The sequence below is a fragment of the Bradyrhizobium sp. LB13.1 genome (assembly GCF_054056815.1).
In genome coordinates, this window is record NZ_JBSRYQ010000001.1 from 7,533,475 (window position 1) to 7,551,765 (window position 18,291).

An 18,291-nucleotide genomic window follows, 5' to 3' on the forward strand; every position below is an offset into this window, starting at 1 on the left:
CTGTCGCGCCCTGACATCCGCCCCGCCTGCACAGGTGGCCAGGGGCTTGAACCAAACCGCGCCTCTTCAGACTCATTCCAGATGACGACCCTAATCGACGACCGTCGTGTGCGCGCGCGAGATGCGTCGCCCGCACGATATTTTTATCTCCACATGGCACTGGCCTGCGCGGCCACCGCTTTTCTCGGCTTCGCACCGACCTATTTTGTGCCGCTCGCGCAACGGACATTGTCCGCAAGCCCCGTGATTCATTTTCACGGTCTCTTGTTCTTCACCTGGTCTCTCTATTTCGTGATCCAGGCCTGGCTCGCGGCCTCAGGCCGCGTGCTCAATCACCGCGCGATCGGCATCGCCGGCGTTTCGCTCGCGACCGCGATGACGATCTTCGGCTTCCTCGCATCGGTGCATGTGATGCAGCATTCCGCCGCGCTCGGACAGAAAGAGGCCGGCATCGCCTTCTCGATCGTGCCGATGAGCGGGATCGCGTTCTTCGCAGTGGTGTTCATGCTTGCGATCATGAACACGCGAAAGCCCGAGATTCACAAACGCCTGATGCTGCTAGCCGCGGTCTCCATCCTCGATGCGGCGATCGCGCGCTGGTTTCTCACCTTCCTTGCACCTCCGGGACCGCCCGGGCCGCCGCCAGTGCCCGTTACCATCGCGCCGGCCGTGGTCGCTTCGCTGCTGCTCGTCGTCGCCATGGTACGCGACTGGCGCACCGAAGGCCGGGTGCATCCGGTGTACATCTACGGTACGCTCGCGATGCTGGCGGTGAAGGTGCTGAACTGGCCGATCAGCGAGACTGCGGCTTGGCATTCGTTTGCCGGCGGGATTCTGGCGCTGGCGCAGTAAGGGCCCGGGCTGTCGTCCTGGCGCAAGCCAGGGCGACGAGGAAGGGAGCTACGCCCCCGCCTTGCACGTGATCCCGCCGTCCACCACCAGCTCGATCCCCGTCACATATTTCGCTTCGTCCGACGCCAGGAACAGCGCCGCATTCGCGACGTCCCAGGCCTCGCCCATGTGGCCCATCGGCACCTGCGCATCGCGGGCGCGCCACATCGCCTCGACATCGCCCTTGGCGTAGCTGTTCGCAAGACCTGCGGAATGTTCCACCATCGGCGTCTTCATCAGACCGGGCAGGATTGCATTCACGCGCACATGGTTCTTCGCGAACTCGATCGCGGTGGATCGCGTCAACTGGTTCATCGCCGCTTTGCTGACGTTGTAGCTGACATAAGAAATCCCGACATGGCGGATCGATGCGATCGAGGAGATGTTGATGATCGAGCCGCCGCCCTGCTTCACCATCACGGGGATGACGTGCTTCATGGCGAGATAGGCGCTCTTGAGGTTCACGGTGAAGACGCGGTCCCAGCTCTCCTCGGTCACCTCGACGACGCTGCCCATCTCGGCGATGCCGACATTGTTGTCGAGCACGTCGATGCGGCCGTGTGCCTTGAGGCATGCCGCAACCATCGACTCGATCTCGCTGGCGCGCGAGACGTCGGCCGTGAACGCGGTCGCCTTGCCGCCTTCGTCCGTGATGATCTTCGCGGTCTCTTCAGCGGCCGCACCGTTGCGATCGACGCAACACACCTGCGCGCCCTCGCGCGCAAAGGTGACCGCGGTGGCCTTGCCGTTGCCCCAGCCCGGCCCGATCGAGCCGGCGCCCACCACCATCGCAACCTTGCCCTTGAGCCGGTCCATCGCGTGTCTCCCTTATTTCCCTTGTTCTTCGCAGATGCTCATCTTCGTGACGTTAGCACCGATCGGATGCCCGACAATCTCCGACAACGTCTGGCACTTACCGTCATGGCAAAGCCGCCATTCGCCAGCCGCGCCGGAATTGCCCAGCACGACCTCCGGCATCGGCGCGCGCGCAGGCCTCCATTGAAACCAGCCGTCGACGAGCCGCGCCTCGGGCGGCGGCTCCATGCCGGGTCCGGTGCCCTTCACCCGCGCCTGCACCAGTTCGAGCCCCGCCGGGGTGACGCGCCAGTCTTCCTGCCAATCGACCTTCGCGATCGAATGTGTCCACACCAGCGTGAAGGCGGACAGCGCCAGCGCCTTCACGCCTGAGGCTGTGGCGAAGCAGAGGCTCACATCGCCTCGACCGGCGCCGGCGGACGCTGCCGCCACTGCCACAGCACGATCGCCGCGGAGAGCAGGAAGCCCGCGGTGTCGCTGAACGGGAAGTCGCCGAGCAGGCAGAGCGCAGCACCGAGCGCGACCAAACGTTCGAGGAACGTCAGGCGCGTGAACAGGAAGCCGATCGCGACCATGCCGAACAGCGCGATCGCCACCAGCGCCTTCAAGGTCGCCAGCGCCACCGCGCCGTAGAAGCCGAGCCTGGCCGCCATGGGATCGCCGGCCTGCAGCATCAGCGCCGGCGAGTAGACGAAGACGAACGGGATGACATAGCCGGCGAGCGCGATGCGCATCGCCTCCCAGCCGATCTTGTCCGGATTCTCCTTCGCGATCGGTGCCGCGGCTAACGCCGCAAGCGCCACCGGCGGCGAGAGGTCGGCCATGATGCCGTAGTAGAACGCGAACATGTGGCTCGCGATCAGGGGAACGCCGAGTTTCGCCAGCGCGGGCGCCGCGAGCGCTGCCGTAATGATGTAGGTCGGGATGGTCGGGATGCCGGTGCCGAGCAGGATCGACAGCAGCATGGTCATGATCAGCGCCAGGAACAGGCTCTTCTCGCCGAGGCCGATCACCCAGCCGCCGAAGATGGTGCCGACGCCGGTCTGCGACATCATGCCGATGATGACGCCGACGATGGCGCAGGCCATGCCGACGGTGATGGCGGATTTCGCGCTTTCAGCCAGCGCATCGCGGCAGGCGCGCAGGGCGGAAAATCCGCCGCGCACGAACGCAGTGATCACGATCAACGCGACGACGACGCCTGCGACCGGCACGATCTGAAGGCCGTCACGCGACAGCGCGGCAACAACGAGCGCGAGCCCGATCCAGAAGATGCTGCGGATCGCCATCGAAGACGCGCCCGTCGTGATGGCGGCGCCAAGGATCAGCCCCACTGTGAGCGCGAGGCCCATGCTACCGGCATAGAGCGGCGTAAAGCCTTCGAACAGCATGTAGACGAGGGCTGCGAGCGGCAGCACGAGGTACCAACCCTTCACCAGCGCCTTCCAGGCGCTCGGGGTCTCCGACTTCTTCATGCCGGTGAGGCCGTGCTTGCCGGCTTCCAGATGCACCATCCAGAAGGCGGAGGCGAAATAGAGCATTGCGGGAATCGCCGCCGCTTTCACGATCTCCGAATATTGGACGCCGAGCGTCTCCGCCATGATGAAGGCGACCGCGCCCATCACCGGCGGCATGATCTGCCCGCCCATCGAGGCTGTCGCCTCGACGCCGGCCGCGAACGCGCGGCGATAGCCGAACCTGATCATCAGCGGAATCGTGAACTGGCCGACGGTGACGACGTTGGCGACGCCGGAGCCGGAGATCGTGCCCATCATGCCCGAGGCGAACACCGCGACCTTGGCAGGTCCCCCGCGGGTACGGCCGAACAGGCCGAGCGAGACGTCGGTGAAGAGCTGGATCATGCCGGCGCGCTCCAGGAACGAGCCGAACAGGATGAACAGGAAGATGTAGGTCGCCGAGACGTAGATCGGCACGCCGTAAAAACCTTCGGTGCCGAACGACAGATGCGTGACGATCTGGTCGAAATCATAGCCGCGATGGTTGAGCGGCGACGGCAGATATTGCCCGAAGAACCAATAGACGAGACAGGCGCCGCACATCAGCGGTAGCGCCGGCCCCATCAGGCGTCGCGTGCCCTCGAAAATCAGCACCGCAAGCAGCGTGCCGACGGCGAGATCGAGGCGGGTCGGATCGCCGTCGCGCGCAATCAAGTCCGCGTAAAAAATCCACTGGTAGAGACCGCAGAAGAAACCCGCGCCGCCGATCACCCAGCCGAGCGCGCGTCCGGCGGCGCTCTTCGCGGTGAAGTTTGCGATCAGGCCGAAGGTGAGAAGAACGAGGAAACCGACATGGACGCCGCGCACCACCTGGCTCGGGAGATAATTGAAGGCGGCGACATAGAGCTGGAACGTGGCGAACGCGATGCCGATCCAATAGGCGAGTGTGCCCCACCAGCCAGGGCCAAAGCCTTCCGGGAAACCGTGCTCGAAATTGTCGAACTCGACCTTGATGGGCGCCGCGGTGCCCTCTGCCTGCAACATCGATATGTCCCCGCCCCCGATCGGGCGTTCCTACAGCATTCGCGCTGCATCCTGAATACGTTATTGCCTGGGCTTGTCCCGGGCATCCACGATCTTTCTCGCCTGGCCTTAGAACGTGGACAGCCGGGACATCTGCGCGAAGACGCGCTTCGCGCTTTTGCCCCGGCCATGACGTCCGATAATGAGGGCCGACCTTACTTGATCAGCCCTTTTTCCTTGTAATAGCGGATCGCGCCGGGATGCAGCGGAACCGGGCTGCCGCTGGCCGCCGTCTCGAGCTTGATCTCCTTGCCGGCCGCATGCGCATTGGCGAGTTCGGGCAACGACTCGTAGACCAGCTTTGTCATCTGATAGGCGAGATCGTCCGACACCGCCGAGCTGGTGACGAGATAGTTGACCACGGCCGCGGTCGGCACGTCCTTGTCCTGCCCGGTGTAGGTGTTGGCGGGAATGGTCGCCGCGATGAAGGGCAGGCCGATCTTGTCGACGGTCTCCTTCGGCACCGACACCACCGTGATCGGGCTCGAGGTCGAGAGATCCTTCAGCGAGGCCACGCCGAGGCCGGCCGATTGCAGCGTCGCGCCGAGCTGGCGGTTCTTCATGAGATCGACGGATTCGGCAAACGGCAGATACTCGACCTTGCCGAGATCCTTGTAGCTCATGCCGGCCGCCGCCAGGATCGCGCGCGAATTGAGCTCCGTGCCCGATTTCGGCGCGCCGACCGACAGGCTCTTGCCCTTGAGGTCCGCCAGCGTCTTGATGCCGCTCTCGGCAGTCGCGACGATCTGGATGTAGTTCGGATAGATCGCGCCGATGGTCCTGAGCTTGTCGAGCTTGGTCTTGAAGCCCGCCTCCTCCTCGCCGTCCCAGGCCGCTTTCAGCGAGTCGCCGAGCGTGAAGGCCAGCTCGCCGCGGCCCTGCTGGAGCAGGATCAGGTTCTCGACCGACGCCTTGGTGGCCTGCACCTGCGTCTTCACGTTCGGAATCTTGTCGCCGTAGATCTTCCCGATCGCAACCCCGAGCGGGTAGTAGACGCCGGAGGTACCCCCGGTCAGCACATTGATGAAGGATTGCGCCTGCGCGCAAGGTGCCGACGCCGCCAGAGCAAGAGCCGCGGCCACGCCGAAAATCGTTCGTTTCATGATCTTTCCACTCCCCAAACCGGCCGGGAAGTTGGCCGGATGAGGGGAGCGGGTCAACCCATCCAAAAGTCAAAACAGGACTGCGGTAAATGGCTGTCCTGGCTTGATTTTTGGGGAACCGGGCAGGTGCGGCGAGGTGGCGCAGCCAGACACGCTTACGTGGGATCAATCACTCACGCAGCAGGCTCGGTGCAACCTCTCCCGCGTGCGGGAGAGGTCGGCGCGAAGCGCCGGGTGAGGGCTTTCTCCTCTGGGGGTTATCCCATTGCGGATACCCCCTCTCCCCAACCTCCCTCGCAAGCGAGGAGGGAACGCACCGTCACTGGCAAGCCCTTACTGGCAAACCCTCATTGGAGAAGGTCATGTCCAGGCATTTGGAGATGTCGGAGCCGAGGCCGGAGGAGATGATGATGCAGCCGCGGACCTTCTGCGCGCTGACGTCGGCGGCCCAGACCGAGTAGCCGCCGGGGCCGAAGAACGAATTGGTGTTAGGCGGCTCGGTCTCGGTCGCGTCGAAATCGTAATGGCCGTCGGTCTCGAAGACGCGCGGCTTCTTGGTGCAGCCGCCGTCGGTCTGGACGTTGATGACTTCCTTGTTGTCACGGGTCAGCGCCAGCGAGACCTGGCAGCGGAAATATTCCGAAGTCTTGGTATTGAAGAGGTAGGTGTAGGACTTGCAGGTCGCGGTGTTGAGCTTGCCCGGGGCCAGGCCGCGGCTGCACGAAATCCGCTGGTTGTGGCTGAGCTGGTAGTCATCGGCCCGGGCGGCCGGCGCCAGCGCCGTCAGCAGCAGCGCGGCGGCCCAGCAGGCTTTAATGACATGGTGCATCCGAATCATCCCTACCCAATATTTTGTCGAATTGCGTTCTAGCAGTCTGCTGAAAAACCTTGAAATGGAGAATTTTCATTTTTCCGCCGGTCGTTTTTGGAGCGGCGCGGTAGAGTTGGATGTAATTTCTAGCTTGGTATTGAGTGTGCCCCGGCGCGGGGTGGCTATGCGGCGAGCAGTTTGGGAATTCGGATCAGGTTATAGGCGATCAGATTAAGCAGGAAGTCGGCGGCGACGCGAGCGATGCCCCGATGTTTGGTCTTGCGCATGGTGCCATGCTGCTTGCCCCATCCGAAAATGCACTCGACCATCGCCCGGCGTGATTGCGACATGCCGTATCCCGGATGCCGCGTGGTTCGTTCGTCGATCGCGCTGTTACGGTTCTTGCCGGTTTTGGTGATGGCCTGGTTCTGTGTCACATGCGGCGTCACGCCGATAGCGCGAAGGTTGGCGACATGATCGGCCGTATCGTACGCCTTGTCCTCACCAGCCGTGATGCGGCGACCTGCGGCTTTGCGTCTCGCCTTCAGCATGACCTCCGCAGCCCGGCGTTCGGCGGTGCCATTGGCATGCGTGACCCTGCCGGCCACCGCCAGCCCATGCCGGTTCTCCATGGTGGCGTGGCCCATATAGCAAAGCTTGGCCTCCCGTCCGGCCGCCTTGCGATAAAGCCTGCTGTCCGGGTCACTGGTGCTCGCATGGGTGTCGTTCTTGCGTTTCTGGCCATGGAAGTTGGCGCCGTCATCATCGTCGCCGCTGCCGTCCTTGGGGCGAAAACTCTTCTGCGAAGCCCAGGCTTCGATCAGCGTTCCGTCCACCGAAAAATGCTCGTCCGACAATAGCGGCTTGACCTGAGAATGGTTCAGAAGCCTGGTCATGAACTTCGTGAACACATCGCCGTTCTGCAGCCGCTCCCGGTTCTTGGTAAAGGTGGTCGGGTCCCAGACCGGATCGTCCGGCGACAGTCCCACGAACCAGCGATACAAAAGATTGTAGTCCAGTTGCTCCATCAGCTGGCGTTCCGAGCGGATGCCGTAGAACACCTGCAGCAGCAAGGCGCTCAGCAATTGCTCCGGAGGGATCGAAGGACGTCCCTCGCTGGCGTATAGCTCTCCAAGGCTGCGGTTCAAATCATTCAAAACATCCCGGACAAGTTCCCGGACCTTCCGCAGCGGATGGTTCGCTGGCACGCGCTTATCCGGCGCGATGTACGAAAACAGGCCGCCCTGATCCGTAAACCTGCCGCGCATGATCGTCTCCGCCGATTCGAGATGATAAAGTGAATCATCAAGTCCCCTCCCTGGCGAGGCGGTTTTTCAGCAGACTGCTAGACGGAAAGCGGAACATAGTCGCGCGGGGACGATGGGAAAATCACAACTGCTGGGCAAGACGTGATGCGCTGCGGCACTTACGCAGGTTGACCTGTAAATGCCGTTCGTGATTTGTTCAAGACGGGCAACCCCAATGGCGGGGAGGATGGATGATGATATTTCCAAAGAAGACATTTGCACTTGTTTCGGCTGCACTCGTAGCAGTGCTCGGCACGTTCGCGGCTCCCACATCGGCGCAGACCGCGGCCACGCCGTGGGAGCTGAAGCCCGACACGGGCTATGCTTATGACAAGGAAGGCAAGACCTTCTCCTACAAGATGGGCACCAGCAATGCCGGCGAACTTCTGAAGGGTGCCAAGAAGGTGCCGAAGGGCACGCTGTTCTTCATCGGCCACAACGGCCAGCTCTACATGCGCAGCGGCCCTTATCTGGAAGGCGACGGCAAGTTCAAGTTCGGGGCGGATCAGTAGGGGCGGCGCGTTACACTCAGTGTCATCGCCGGCGAAAGCGGGTGATCCAGTATTCCAGAGGCCGTGATGGGGATACGGAGAAGCCGCGGCGTACTGGATGCCCCGATCGAGCCGGGGCATGACATCGACCTGTTCTGACGCCAGCTAAAACGCCCCCGCCAGCTCCCGCGCGCCGGCATTGTTGCTGTTGCTGTCCATCCGCGTATCCGTCACCGCCAGCAGCTTCGCCACCGTGTTGTGGCGGATCGCGACCGGGTTGCGCTCGTAGCCGCCGCGCTGGAAGAAGTTCGAGGTCGGCACCTGCTCGCGCATCGCCTGCGGCATCGTCACCATGTCGAGGCCGGTGCCGTCGCCGGTGAGGTTCATCATCTCGAGCTCGGCGGCAGTGAGCGGACGGCTGTACCCCTTGGTGCGCGCGAACAGCACCGAGGTGAGCAGCTTGTGGGTCTGCAGCATCGGCCCGATATCGATGTCGAGCACCATGGCATGCATGGCCCAGCCTTGCGCGGTGTTGCCGATCTTCTCATGCTCCGACCAGGTGTCGGGCACCGACTTGGCATGCGCCACCATTTTCTTCAGAACCATGAGCTTGTGCTCGAGCGACTGGCGCGCCGGTCCCGAGGTCCGCGCTACCTTGTCGGAAAGCGCGCGGATGAGTTCATGGCCCTGCTCGGCCAGCAGCTCGACGCTGTTTGTGGTCAGCAACTGGTTGTATCCCATCGCGGTCGAGATCGCGCGCTTGCCGCCATGCTCGATGCCCGCCTGCACGTCGTAATTGCCGGTTCCGCCGGTTTCGAACGCATAGACCCGCACCGTCTGCTCGCGCGTCAGCCCCGAGGCCAGCGCGTAGCGTGCATAGACGCGCTTGAACTCGACTTCGCTGGACGGCCGTTGCGGCGTGAACTGGTAGAGCTCCTGCGCCGCGCGCAAGAGATCGGCGACGACGGGTATCGGCTTTCTGGTGGGACGGTCCGGGGTTTCCTCCGGCTCCGGATTCACCGGTCGCTTCGGCCCGTTATAGAGCGGCGGATGCTCCAGCACGTAGTCCTCTAGCGCGACCTGCTGTCCACTGCGCCGCTTGGCGTTGCGGCCACGACGCTTCTCGGAGATCTGGCTCCAATAGGCGCCGGCCTCCTCATCGAAGGCGCCGCGTGCCGCCTGATATTCCTGCAGCTTGCGGCGATACTCGAGCACCGCCGGCGACGCTCCACCCTGCGCAAAGAACTGCGACAAGAGCTGGGCTCTGGCATTGCTGACGGCCGGCGGCAGCGCGTCGGATTCGCTACCGCGCGCGGCGGGCGCGAGCAGGACGAACGCGAGTGGAACCAGCCTCACGGCATTTCGAATCGATCGATGCATGCCGCCTTCTTAGCAGCTAGCCGGTAACCGTCACGTTAACGCGCCGTTTACCTCTTTTTTCGTCTCTTGCATCACTTCCAGGCGAATACCGGCTGTTCCAGCTCGGTGACGCGGGTGTGCCGTCCCGCCAGTACTTCGCGGAACTGGTAGATCAGCGCCGCCGTCGGTGCGTGGATCAGGCTCGTCTGATGATGGAAGCGGATCACACGGCGCGTGCTCTCGGGGATCGCGACGAAATCGAAGGCGTCGTCGCGCTCGATCGTCGCGAGAGCGATGCGGTGAACCGAAGCCACCTCGTCCGGATTTGGTTCGATCGCAACACTGTCGGCGGCCCAGACCACGACAGGCGTGATCAGATAGCCGGAGCGGGTCGGATAATCGTCCAGCGTGCCGAGCACCTCTGCACTGGTGAGACGGAGGCCAAGCTCCTCGTCGAGTTCGCGTAGCGCCGCTTCGATCGGCGTCTCGCCAGCATCGCAGCGTCCGCCGGGCAAGGCCCATTGGCCGCGATGAGCGCGCAGATGCGATGCACGCAGCGTGAGCAGTAACGCCGTGTCATCGCTCTCGCTGGCCGCGGTCAGCGCAACCACCACTGCGGCACGCTTCAACGCCGCCGGCGCTTCATCCTCCGGCAGCCGCGTGAAGGCAGCGCAGGCGGCCGCGATATTCCGTCGTGTGGCATCGTCGAACGGTCTCATGATGCTTGACTACACCACGTCCGGCCCCGATGAAATGAGATCGCAAGGCCCGCGCAGGAATGGACGACCACATGACCAACAAGACGGCCGCAAGGCTCAAGTCAGACGGCTGGACCATCCTGGAGACCACGGGCTTCATGCACCTGATCGGTCCCCTGTGGGAGCGCAAGGTCGACGGCCAATACGAATTCGCCCTTGCGACCGAGGACAAGCACCACAACCGCCGCGGCATGGTCCAGGGCGGCGTGATGATGACGTTCGCGGACCGCACCTGCGGCATGACCGCCCGCTACGTCTCCGGCAAGGAGTTCATGGCGACGGTACAGCTCGACACCCATTTCGTCGAAGCCGGCCAGATCGGCGACATCCTGATTTCCCGCCCACGCGTGGTACGCTCGACGCGCAGTCTCGTCTTCATGAGCACCGAGGTGACGGTGGATGGCCGTTGCGTGGTGATGGCAAATGGCGTGTTCAAGATTTTGAAGGGGCCGGGGTAGGTCGATTGATCAGGCCGCCACCGCTGCCCAACTCCGTCATTGCGAGCGCAGCGAAGCAATCCAGATTCTTTCTGCGGATGCATCTCTGGATTGCTTCGCTGCGCTCGCAATGACGGAGCTAGGTGGATATGCTGTTGGCCAATGAAGCACTGAGGAGCCAGCCCATGCAATACCGCCAGCTCGGCCGCAGCGGCCTCAAAGTGTCGCCGATCTGTTTGGGCACCATGATGTTCGGCGGGCCGACCGATGAAGCTGCCTCAAAGCGCATCATCGCGAAAGCACACGAGGCCGGCATCAACTTCATCGACACCGCGGACGCCTATTCGAAGGGTGCATCCGAAGAGGTCGTGGGGCGCGCGATCGGCAACAACCGCCATGCCTGGGTGCTTGCGACAAAGCTCGCCAACCCCATGGGCACCGATCCAAACCGTGTCGGCCTGTCGCGGCGCTGGGTGTTGCAGGCAGCTGATGAAAGCCTGAAGCGGCTCGGCACCGATCACATCGACATCTACTATCTGCACAAGGAAGAGCATGCGACGCCGCTGGAAGAGACGGTGCGCGCGATGGGTGACCTGATCCGCGCAGGCAAGGTGCGCTATTTCGGCGTCTCGAACTACCGCGCCTGGCGTGTCGCCGAAATCTGCAACATCTGCGACCGGCTCGGCATCGACCGGCCCGCGGTGAGCCAGCCCTATTACAACGCCATGAACCGCATGCCAGAGGTCGAGCACTTCCCGGCCTGTTCCTATTACGGCCTCGGCATCGTGCCCTACAGCCCACTGGCGCGCGGCGTGCTGACCGGCAAATACAAGCCCGATGCAACTCCCGACAAGGAGACGCGCGCGGGCCGTAACGACACCCGCATGATGCAAACGGAATGGCGGCCGGAATCGCTTCAGCTCGCGCAGGAGATCAAGACCCATGCCGAGAAGAAGGGCATCACCGCCGGCCAGTTTGCGGTCGCCTGGGTGCTGAACTCCGCCTTCGTCTCCTCGATCGTCGCCGGCCCCCGCACCGAGGAGCAATGGGACGGTTACATCAGCGCGCTCGACTACCGCTTCACTGCGGATGATGAGGCGCTGATCGACCGTCTGGTGACGCCGGGCCATCCCTCGACGCCGGGCTACAACGACCCCGCCTATCCGATCGAGGGCCGCCGCGCGCGGACGGCTTTAAATCGCGGAGACGACGATGGCGCTTGACGACCGCTACGGCCTGCCGCTCTCCACCACCTCGCATGAAGCGGCAAGCGCTTATCGCGAGGGCATCGATCTCATGCTGGCGGGCTGGACCGGCACGGCGGAAGCGTTGGAGCACGCGATTGCGGCCGATCCGGACTTCGCGCTTCCCCATATCGCCCGCGCCCGCGTCCATGCCTTCTACCAGCAGGGCGATCTCGCGCGAGGCAGGGCGGCGCTCGCGCGCGGGCTCGTTGCGAAACACGGCACGGAACGCGAGCGTTCGCATGTCGAGACGCTGGCGCTGGCAATCGAGGCCCGGCTGCCCGAGGCGATCGCGGCGACGATGAAGCACGTCGAGGCGTGGCCGCGCGACGCATTGGTGCTGTCGCTGCCGCTCGGCGCGTTCGGCCTGTTCGCCTTCTCCGGCATGGCCGATCACGACCGCGCGCGGCAAGAGCTGTGCGAGCGCGTCGCCCATCACTATGGCGAGGACTGGTGGTTCCTCACGATGTACGGCTGGGCGATGACCGAGAACGGCGACATCGCGCGCGGCCGCGGCGTTACCGAGCGCGGCTTCGACCTGCGCCGGCAGAATGCCCATGCCGCGCACGCCGTGCTGCATGCGATGTTCGAGGACGGTTCGATCGCGGCGGCCGATCGGCTCGTCGACGACTGGATCCCCTCTTACGACCGCGCCGGAATTTTGCACGGCCATATCCGCTGGCATCAGGCGCTCGGCGCGCTGGAGCATGGCGATGCCGCGCGGGCGCTTGCGATCTATGCCGATGTGCTGCAGCCGCAGGCCACACAGGCGCCGCCGCTCAACGTCCTCACCGACGCCGCGTCCCTGCTCTGGCGCCTGTCGGCTTACGGCCACGCGGTGCCGAGAGCGCTGTGGGTCGAAGGCGATGACAACGCGCAAAAACTGTTTCCGAAATCGAGCCTGCCCTTCGCCGACATCCACATGGCGCTGTTCGCGGCTGCGACGCAAAATCGCGAGGCGCTCGCCGCGCGCCTTGCCGTGATCGAGCAGCGGCTCACTGAGGGCAAGCTGCCGGCGGGTCCCGTGGTGCCGGCGGTCTGCCGCGCCCTGGCAGCCTTCGCGGACGAGAATTACGCGGCATGCGTGCAAATGCTCGCGCCGGTTCTCAGCGAGGTCGTGCGCCTTGGCGGCAGCCATGCCCAGCGCGAGCTGATCGAGGACACCTTTATTGTCGCTTTGATGCGCAGCGGCGAGCTGCCCCGCGCCCGCGCCCTGCTCGATGCCCGCCTGCACCGCCGCCCATCCTTGCGCGATGCGTGCTGGCAGGCGGCGATGGGGTAGCCTTGCCACGAAAAAAACACCCGGCTGACGGAAAGTGCCAGCTGGGAATGGGTTGGCGACAGGGCAAATCGCCGTTGGGGTGACGCGGTGGTATTCCAGGCGGGTTCGGCAGAACAAACGGGATCGCAACCAATTTGCGGTTCGCTGGTTATTGGACGGAACTTTTCCGTGGTTCCCAGGCATGTGAGCCTTCCGATGCGCCTCTGCCGCCCAGTGCTCGCTGCCGCCCTTCTCGCCTTGGCAAGCCCTTGTCTTGCCGAATCTTTCGCGCCGATCGCCGTCAAGAACCCGCTCGGACAGCAGACCGCTTTTATCGACCTGTTGGCGCTGATGTCAGGCCACTGCAAGACGTTGAAGGTCGCCGGCCGCACCTTCGCCTGCAAGACGGTGGCCTACGCCCATGGCGGCAGCGGCCGGGTCAATTTCGCGGTCGCAGTCGACGATCCCTCCGATGGCAACCACGTCGTGTCGTTCTCCGGCGAGAACGGCAAGCGCGCCGACGACAATTCCTACGAGCTGCCGATCGACCGCATGCTGCTCAACTCCAAGGACCGTCCCAAGGTCGACGGGCTGCCGGTGCCGGCCGAGCAGACCTCCACCGGAGTTTGCCGGCAGACCGGAAATTTCGCCGCCAAGAAGGTGACAGACGTGACCTGCTCGGCCACCGACAGCGAAGGGCGTCGCTACGAGCTGCTGTTCGTCTCCGACGGCACGCCGGTGAGCGTGCGTCGTATCAGGCAGTCGGCGCCGTCGATCCAGGATCCGTTCAAGTAGCGGCATCCTGTCCTGACGAAAACCGGAGCGCATACCCCGGACATCAGTCATTTGTGTATGATCGCGGCCATGCTTCGGAGCGACCCATGACGCGCGACCGCCTGTTTCTGCTGCGCCCCGGTTTCGAGGATCCGGCCTTTCCGGGACACCGCTTCTATTGCTGGCATTGCGCGCTGATCGAGGGCGTGCTGGTTTCGTTTCGGCAGCTCGCGGAGAAGCTCGACGTCGAACGCATCGCGTGGCCGCGCCCGCGGCAGCCAGTGATCGCGCTGGTCGGCGAGGAGAACCAGTCGCTGCCGCTGCTCGTGCTGGCTGACGGAGCGACCTCGCCGCACCAAACCGGCAGCCATCAGGGCCGCGCGTTCATTGCCGACAAAGACGCAATCCTCGCCGCACTCTCCGACCGCCACGGTTTTCCCGATCCGCATCCGTGATGGGTGTGGGCGCGTAGCCCGAAGGAGCGCAGCGAAATCCGGGCTACGGACCTGCCGTCGTAAAACGAGGGAAGATTGACATTGCGCGTTGTCTTCTTCGCCTCGCATAGTCGGTGCAGCAAGCAAGTCCGAAAGCCACTCCTGATGCCTCACCCCCTCCCCGCCCTCATCGTCGTCGACGTCCAGCGTGCGTTCGACGAATGGGAAGCAGCGGGCAAGCGGCGCAACAATCCGGATGCGGTGGCGCGCATTGCCGATCTCCTGAAGGCGTTCAGAACCGGCGGTGCGCCGATTTTCCACATCCGTCATGAGGGCACCAGGCCGACATCGTCGTTTCTTCCCCAAAACTCCGGCTACGCCGTCAAGGACGAGGCGCGCGAGCAGCCGGGCGAGACGGTGATCGTCAAGCGCGTCAACAGCGCCTTCATCGGCACCGATCTGGAAAAGCGCTTGCGCGCAGGCAGCATCGGCACGCTCGTTATCTGCGGCGCCACCACCAATCATTGCGTCGAGACGACGACGCGGATGGCCGGAAATCTCGGCTTCGACGCGCATCTGGTGCGCGATGCGACCTGGACGTTCGAGCGGGTCGGGCCGGATGGCGACAAGCATTCCGCCGAGGAGATCCATGCGATGACGCTGTCGAATCTCAACGGCGAATTCGCACGCATCGTCACTACCGATGACGTGGTTGCGTCATTCGCGGCAGACTGATGGCAGAGTTGCGATCTACGCCGGTGATGCGACAATAAATCTCACGAAACGCACACAGTCGCGCGAATCATACATCCATGAACTGCGTCGATGAACTGCGTCGTTTCGACGCCCGCACTGGCTGGAACGCGCAGCCTGCCCATCTGTTGTCACACGACATTCAACTGGAGTGATGACATGAAGTATCTCTTTGTCGCGATGGCCGTCGGTGCCGCGGCGCTTGCCGGCGGGACGGCGGCAAACGCGGCCAACAATTCAAGTGCGAAGCAGAACGCGCAAGGCCAATCGACCGATATCAGCGCGCAGCACAGGCACCACTATGGCCATCGCCAGCATTGGCGTCCTCACCACCATCGTGGCTATCATCGTCCGCACTACCGCAGCTACGGCTATTACCCGCGGCATCACGGCTATTACGGCGGAGGACCGTACGGAGCTTACGGCCGCGGCGGTCCCGGCGTGACGTTCAGCTTCGGCGGCAGCCGCTGGTAAGACGCAGGCCGGTAAGACGAGGGGCCCGCGGGATGCGGGCCTTTTTCTTGCTCGTCAGCTATCCCCGCAAGATCATACGCGCCGTCTCCAGACCGCTCGCCAGCGCCGCTTCGACTGTGCCCATGTCGGCTCCGCGATAGAGCGCCTCGCCGGAGAACAGCACCGGGCTGTCGGCGCGCGCAAGGATCGTTTGCGCCTCGCGCGTTCGCGGCGTCGCCCAGGAATAGGCGCCGCAAGCGTAGGGATCGTGCGCCCAGTTGGTCGCAGCGGACGCCACGAGCTCGCGCGCGATCTCTTCGCGCGGCTGCTTGAAAATGGCCGCCAGCGAATCGAGCCCGGCATCGATCAGCGCTTGCGGATCGAGATGCGACAGCGCTGCCGTGCGCGGGCCGCCGAACCAGCCGGTGAGCACGGGATGCAGGTCCGGATATCGCGTCCACCACACCGGGATCGTCTCGTCCGAGAGGAGGAAGGTCGTGTTCGCGAGCTCCTGCTTGCGCTCGCGCCACCATGGCCGTGAGAAGCGCAGCAGGATTTTGATCACGTTGCCGAAGCCGATCTCGTCGGCAGCCGCGGCTTTCCCGCGTGCGCTCTCCGGAAGCGCGATGTCGCGCAACAACGGCAACGGAACAGTGAGGATCACACGATCGCAGCCCTGCACGTCGCCGCCGGCGCAGCGGACCGCCATCGTGCCGCCGGCCTCCTCGATCGCCAACACCACGCAACCGAAGCGAAAAATCACGCCAAGCCTGCGGCACTCCGCCACCAGGAAGTCAATCAGCGCACCATAGCCGCCATCGATGCGCGCCTGCGGAGAGTGCCCGCCGTGCATCCACTCCTCGCGCAGCGCCAGCGTGGAGGCGCGCTCGGGGTCGGCCGCGTCGTAGCCTTCGACCATTCGCTCGATCGAATGGCGCATCGGCGCATAATCATCCCCGGCAAAATGCCGGCGCAGGAATTCGGCGACGGTGAGGTCGTCGTTCAACTCCCGAAGCACGGCTTGCAGCTCCGCTTCATGCGGATCGTGGCGATCCTCACGCATGATGTCTGCGCCGTCAAAGCTCCACCGCTCGCCTTCGATCCCCTGAAGGGATAGCCCGGCCTCACGCAACAACGCGCGCGTAACCGGCGCCTCACCGTGGACGAATTCGGCGCCGCCATCGGCGGGATAACCGAACTCCGAAGTCGACAGCGGATGGATGCGACCGCCGCAGCGCTCGCGCGCCTCCAGGATCGTCACCGTCCTGCCGGTGCGCGCCAGCTCGCGGGCCGCCGTCAGGCCGGCCGCGCCGGCGCCGACGATGACGATGTGCTCTGATTGTCCCGGCATGCCGATGCTTTACGTGCCCGCTGCCTGTGGGTCGTTCTGGATGAGATAGCGCAGCAGCAGCACGCCGCCGCCCAGCGCCCGCGTGCTTTCCAGCGTCATCGCTGTCAGTGGCGCGCGCTGCTCGCTGTCCGCGTCGGTCGAATCGAACACGAAGGGTGCGCCCTTCGCGCCATCGATCGCAGGGCTCAGGATCAGATTGAATTCGTCGATAACGCCGGCACGCAGGAATGCGCCATTGGCGACGCCGCCGCCCTCGACCAGCAAGCGCTTCACGCCCAGCTCGCGATTGAGAATGTCCAGCGTCAGCGCGAGGTCGATCTCGGACTTGCCGGCAAAGATATAGGACACGCGCTCGCGGCGGAGCCCGGCGAGATGGGAATCGGAGACGCTCTCGGTCAGCACCACGACGATCGGATCGCCGCCGATATCGGAGCGGCCCCAGCCGATCTTGCCCTGCACATCGAGCACGACGCCATAGGTTTTCGCGTCGCGTCGCGCGAACCAGTTTTCGCGCGGAAGTTTCGCGTCCGTCGTCGTGGGATAGGGCTTGCCCTTGGCGAACTCCGAGCCGGTGACGCGGCCGATCACCCAGGCATCGCCGCCGAGCTCGTCATGGATCTTCTCGAACCAGTCCGTCCCTGCCGCCTTCGGGCGCCAGCGGCTGGGATGCGTGCGGCCATCCAGGCTGGAATGCATCAGACAGATCACGTAGGGCTTCATGCGAATCTCCGGTCGGAATTCAGGCGGCCGGCCCATTCCCGTTGGCCCGATCGTTCACGATCACCGCGAGGGGATTGAGCTTTGGCGGCGCGACGAGTTTTAGTGTGTTGGTGTCGCGATGGTTGAACGGCGCGCCGCGCACGAACAACTCGGTCTGGATCAGATAGGTCCAGCTGCCGTCGCCGTTGAAGGTGATGTCGCAGCGGTAAGCATCAGTGCGGAACGCTTGTTCCAGAAAGTCTGGTCGAGCAAATCCCGTAAGCGGTGTCGCCGCGCTTCGCTGTAACGGAGATCTCTTTGTCGTCCGGCCCGGCCTTGCCCGACGCCAGCAGCACCTGCCCGCGCGGGATCGCCAGCGTCTGCATGATCAGCCCGGTCGCGGGCTCCCACAACCAGTAGCCGACCTGGTCATGGAAGGTGATGTCTTCCTCGGGCGTGTTGATGTGGATGTGATAGCGCAGCCCGTAAAGCAGCTGCGGCCCGTTAGCCTGCGGATCGATCGGGTCCATCCGGATATGCTCGATGAAGGTCCGCCGCTCCGGCCCCTCCGCCTTCGGATTGATGTCGATACCCTTGTCAGCCTGCCAGACGCCGGCGAGACGGCGGAGCGGACCGAGATTGGCAAGACCGTCGGGCGAGACGTCCGCGGGCTCGGTGAAGATGTCGGCGGGAAGGGGCAGCATGGATGTCCTCGCGTCGTTGCGAGGCAGGAATAGCATGAGAGCGCGGGCGTGGCTCGTGCTCAAGCCTCACAATCGCGAATGGACACAAGCGCCACGCGCAGACGA

The 18,291-nt window shown here is 64.1% G+C and carries 19 protein-coding genes and 1 pseudogene; 9 read left to right on the forward strand and 11 right to left on the reverse strand.

All coding sequences use genetic code 11. The annotated features are described in order from the left end of the window. The first annotated feature begins 81 nt into the window (after positions 1-81). Positions 82-852, forward strand: a complete 771-nt coding sequence (locus ACVWYI_RS36555) for a hypothetical protein (protein WP_247351248.1) — start codon at positions 82-84, stop codon at positions 850-852. A 48-nt stretch (positions 853-900) separates the two neighbouring features. Here the strand turns inward: ACVWYI_RS36555 and ACVWYI_RS36560 are convergent, their stop codons facing one another. The 6 genes from ACVWYI_RS36560 to ACVWYI_RS36585 form a co-directional block, all read right to left on the reverse strand. Continuing rightward, a complete protein-coding gene (locus ACVWYI_RS36560) occupies positions 901-1,707 on the reverse strand; it encodes an SDR family NAD(P)-dependent oxidoreductase (RefSeq protein ID WP_247351250.1) in 807 nt (268 codons plus the stop codon). A gap of 12 nt (positions 1,708-1,719) precedes the next feature. Next, positions 1,720-2,139 (reverse strand): DUF1850 domain-containing protein, encoded by a 420-nt coding sequence (locus ACVWYI_RS36565; protein ID WP_247351252.1) that lies wholly within the window; start codon positions 2,137-2,139, stop codon positions 1,720-1,722. Further along, entirely contained in the window at positions 2,100-4,208 is a 2,109-nt protein-coding gene (locus ACVWYI_RS36570) for a TRAP transporter permease (protein WP_247351254.1), read from the reverse strand. The genes ACVWYI_RS36565 and ACVWYI_RS36570 overlap by 40 nt, the downstream gene beginning before the upstream one ends. Positions 4,209-4,402: 194 nt before the next feature. Further along, positions 4,403-5,350 carry a TAXI family TRAP transporter solute-binding subunit gene (locus ACVWYI_RS36575; protein WP_247351256.1) on the reverse strand — a complete coding sequence of 316 codons (948 nt, stop codon included), beginning with the start codon at positions 5,348-5,350 and terminating at the stop codon, positions 4,403-4,405. A 319-nt stretch (positions 5,351-5,669) separates the two neighbouring features. Next, complete coding sequence (locus ACVWYI_RS36580; protein ID WP_456664411.1) at positions 5,670-6,179, reverse strand: hypothetical protein; 510 nt, start codon at positions 6,177-6,179, stop codon at positions 5,670-5,672. Positions 6,180-6,343: 164 nt separating this feature from the next. Next, positions 6,344-7,429: an IS5 family transposase gene (locus ACVWYI_RS36585; RefSeq protein ID WP_456664412.1), complete on the reverse strand. Its 1,086-nt coding sequence runs from the start codon at positions 7,427-7,429 to the stop codon at positions 6,344-6,346. Positions 7,430-7,662: 233 nt separating this feature from the next. On the opposite strand from ACVWYI_RS36585, the gene ACVWYI_RS36590 reads away from it, so the two are divergent. Then, positions 7,663-7,980, forward strand: coding sequence for a hypothetical protein (locus ACVWYI_RS36590; protein WP_247351480.1), 318 nt, complete (start codon positions 7,663-7,665; stop codon positions 7,978-7,980). 144 nt (positions 7,981-8,124) lie between these two features. Here the strand turns inward: ACVWYI_RS36590 and ACVWYI_RS36595 are convergent, their stop codons facing one another. Beyond that, on the reverse strand, positions 8,125-9,339 hold the full coding sequence (locus ACVWYI_RS36595) for a hypothetical protein (protein WP_247351259.1): 1,215 nt from the start codon (positions 9,337-9,339) through the stop codon (positions 8,125-8,127). 71 nt (positions 9,340-9,410) lie between these two features. Continuing rightward, the gene (locus ACVWYI_RS36600) at positions 9,411-10,040 is read right to left on the reverse strand and encodes an NUDIX hydrolase (RefSeq protein ID WP_456664619.1); all 630 of its coding nucleotides are present in this window, start codon (positions 10,038-10,040) and stop codon (positions 9,411-9,413) included. Positions 10,041-10,108: 68 nt separating this feature from the next. Between ACVWYI_RS36600 and ACVWYI_RS36605 the strand changes: the two genes are divergently transcribed. From ACVWYI_RS36605 to ACVWYI_RS36635, 7 genes are all read left to right on the forward strand, one after another. Next, positions 10,109-10,534 carry a PaaI family thioesterase gene (locus ACVWYI_RS36605; RefSeq protein ID WP_247351264.1) on the forward strand — a complete coding sequence of 142 codons (426 nt, stop codon included), beginning with the start codon at positions 10,109-10,111 and terminating at the stop codon, positions 10,532-10,534. A 164-nt stretch (positions 10,535-10,698) separates the two neighbouring features. Then, the gene (locus ACVWYI_RS36610) at positions 10,699-11,736 is read left to right on the forward strand and encodes an aldo/keto reductase (protein WP_456664413.1); all 1,038 of its coding nucleotides are present in this window, start codon (positions 10,699-10,701) and stop codon (positions 11,734-11,736) included. Further along, complete coding sequence (locus ACVWYI_RS36615; RefSeq protein WP_247351269.1) at positions 11,726-13,039, forward strand: tetratricopeptide repeat protein; 1,314 nt, start codon at positions 11,726-11,728, stop codon at positions 13,037-13,039. The genes ACVWYI_RS36610 and ACVWYI_RS36615 overlap by 11 nt, the downstream gene beginning before the upstream one ends. A gap of 195 nt (positions 13,040-13,234) precedes the next feature. Beyond that, the gene (locus ACVWYI_RS36620) at positions 13,235-13,813 is read left to right on the forward strand and encodes a hypothetical protein (RefSeq protein WP_247351271.1); all 579 of its coding nucleotides are present in this window, start codon (positions 13,235-13,237) and stop codon (positions 13,811-13,813) included. An 86-nt stretch (positions 13,814-13,899) separates the two neighbouring features. After that, a complete protein-coding gene (locus ACVWYI_RS36625) occupies positions 13,900-14,247 on the forward strand; it encodes a DUF3088 domain-containing protein (protein WP_247351274.1) in 348 nt (115 codons plus the stop codon). A 144-nt stretch (positions 14,248-14,391) separates the two neighbouring features. After that, complete coding sequence (locus tag ACVWYI_RS36630; protein ID WP_247351276.1) at positions 14,392-14,961, forward strand: cysteine hydrolase family protein; 570 nt, start codon at positions 14,392-14,394, stop codon at positions 14,959-14,961. A gap of 177 nt (positions 14,962-15,138) precedes the next feature. Continuing rightward, positions 15,139-15,453, forward strand: coding sequence for a hypothetical protein (locus ACVWYI_RS36635; protein WP_354050408.1), 315 nt, complete (start codon positions 15,139-15,141; stop codon positions 15,451-15,453). 58 nt (positions 15,454-15,511) lie between these two features. Here the strand turns inward: ACVWYI_RS36635 and ACVWYI_RS36640 are convergent, their stop codons facing one another. The 3 genes and pseudogenes from ACVWYI_RS36640 to ACVWYI_RS36650 all read right to left on the reverse strand — a co-directional run bounded on the left by ACVWYI_RS36640 (position 15,512) and on the right by ACVWYI_RS36650 (position 18,186). After that, positions 15,512-16,783 (reverse strand): flavin monoamine oxidase family protein, encoded by a 1,272-nt coding sequence (locus tag ACVWYI_RS36640; RefSeq protein WP_456664414.1) that lies wholly within the window; start codon positions 16,781-16,783, stop codon positions 15,512-15,514. 9 nt (positions 16,784-16,792) lie between these two features. Further along, positions 16,793-17,503, reverse strand: a complete 711-nt coding sequence (locus ACVWYI_RS36645; protein ID WP_456664415.1) for a RibD family protein — start codon at positions 17,501-17,503, stop codon at positions 16,793-16,795. 19 nt (positions 17,504-17,522) lie between these two features. Further along, positions 17,523-18,186: pseudogene (locus ACVWYI_RS36650) on the reverse strand (FABP family protein). Positions 18,187-18,291: the final 105 nt, after the last annotated feature.

What these genes read in the sequence shown, in the direction of transcription:
- ACVWYI_RS36580 (WP_456664411.1), bottom strand. Translation starts at nt 6,179, where the DNA reads ATGCACCATGTCATTAAAGCCTGCTGGGCCGCCGCGCTGCTGCTGACG.
- ACVWYI_RS36645 (WP_456664415.1), bottom strand. Translation starts at nt 17,503, where the DNA reads ATGAAGCCCTACGTGATCTGTCTGATGCATTCCAGCCTGGATGGCCGC.
- ACVWYI_RS36635 (WP_354050408.1), top strand. Translation starts at nt 15,139, where the DNA reads ATGAAGTATCTCTTTGTCGCGATGGCCGTCGGTGCCGCGGCGCTTGCC.
- ACVWYI_RS36610 (WP_456664413.1), top strand. Translation starts at nt 10,699, where the DNA reads ATGCAATACCGCCAGCTCGGCCGCAGCGGCCTCAAAGTGTCGCCGATC.
- ACVWYI_RS36575 (WP_247351256.1), bottom strand. Translation starts at nt 5,350, where the DNA reads ATGAAACGAACGATTTTCGGCGTGGCCGCGGCTCTTGCTCTGGCGGCG.
- ACVWYI_RS36590 (WP_247351480.1), top strand. Translation starts at nt 7,663, where the DNA reads ATGATATTTCCAAAGAAGACATTTGCACTTGTTTCGGCTGCACTCGTA.
- ACVWYI_RS36585 (WP_456664412.1), bottom strand. Translation starts at nt 7,429, where the DNA reads ATGCGCGGCAGGTTTACGGATCAGGGCGGCCTGTTTTCGTACATCGCG.
- ACVWYI_RS36615 (WP_247351269.1), top strand. Translation starts at nt 11,726, where the DNA reads ATGGCGCTTGACGACCGCTACGGCCTGCCGCTCTCCACCACCTCGCAT.
- ACVWYI_RS36605 (WP_247351264.1), top strand. Translation starts at nt 10,109, where the DNA reads ATGACCAACAAGACGGCCGCAAGGCTCAAGTCAGACGGCTGGACCATC.
- ACVWYI_RS36555 (WP_247351248.1), top strand. Translation starts at nt 82, where the DNA reads ATGACGACCCTAATCGACGACCGTCGTGTGCGCGCGCGAGATGCGTCG.
- ACVWYI_RS36620 (WP_247351271.1), top strand. Translation starts at nt 13,235, where the DNA reads ATGCGCCTCTGCCGCCCAGTGCTCGCTGCCGCCCTTCTCGCCTTGGCA.
- ACVWYI_RS36570 (WP_247351254.1), bottom strand. Translation starts at nt 4,208, where the DNA reads ATGTTGCAGGCAGAGGGCACCGCGGCGCCCATCAAGGTCGAGTTCGAC.
- ACVWYI_RS36560 (WP_247351250.1), bottom strand. Translation starts at nt 1,707, where the DNA reads ATGGACCGGCTCAAGGGCAAGGTTGCGATGGTGGTGGGCGCCGGCTCG.
- ACVWYI_RS36595 (WP_247351259.1), bottom strand. Translation starts at nt 9,339, where the DNA reads ATGCATCGATCGATTCGAAATGCCGTGAGGCTGGTTCCACTCGCGTTC.
- ACVWYI_RS36625 (WP_247351274.1), top strand. Translation starts at nt 13,900, where the DNA reads ATGACGCGCGACCGCCTGTTTCTGCTGCGCCCCGGTTTCGAGGATCCG.
- ACVWYI_RS36630 (WP_247351276.1), top strand. Translation starts at nt 14,392, where the DNA reads ATGCCTCACCCCCTCCCCGCCCTCATCGTCGTCGACGTCCAGCGTGCG.
- ACVWYI_RS36640 (WP_456664414.1), bottom strand. Translation starts at nt 16,783, where the DNA reads ATGCCGGGACAATCAGAGCACATCGTCATCGTCGGCGCCGGCGCGGCC.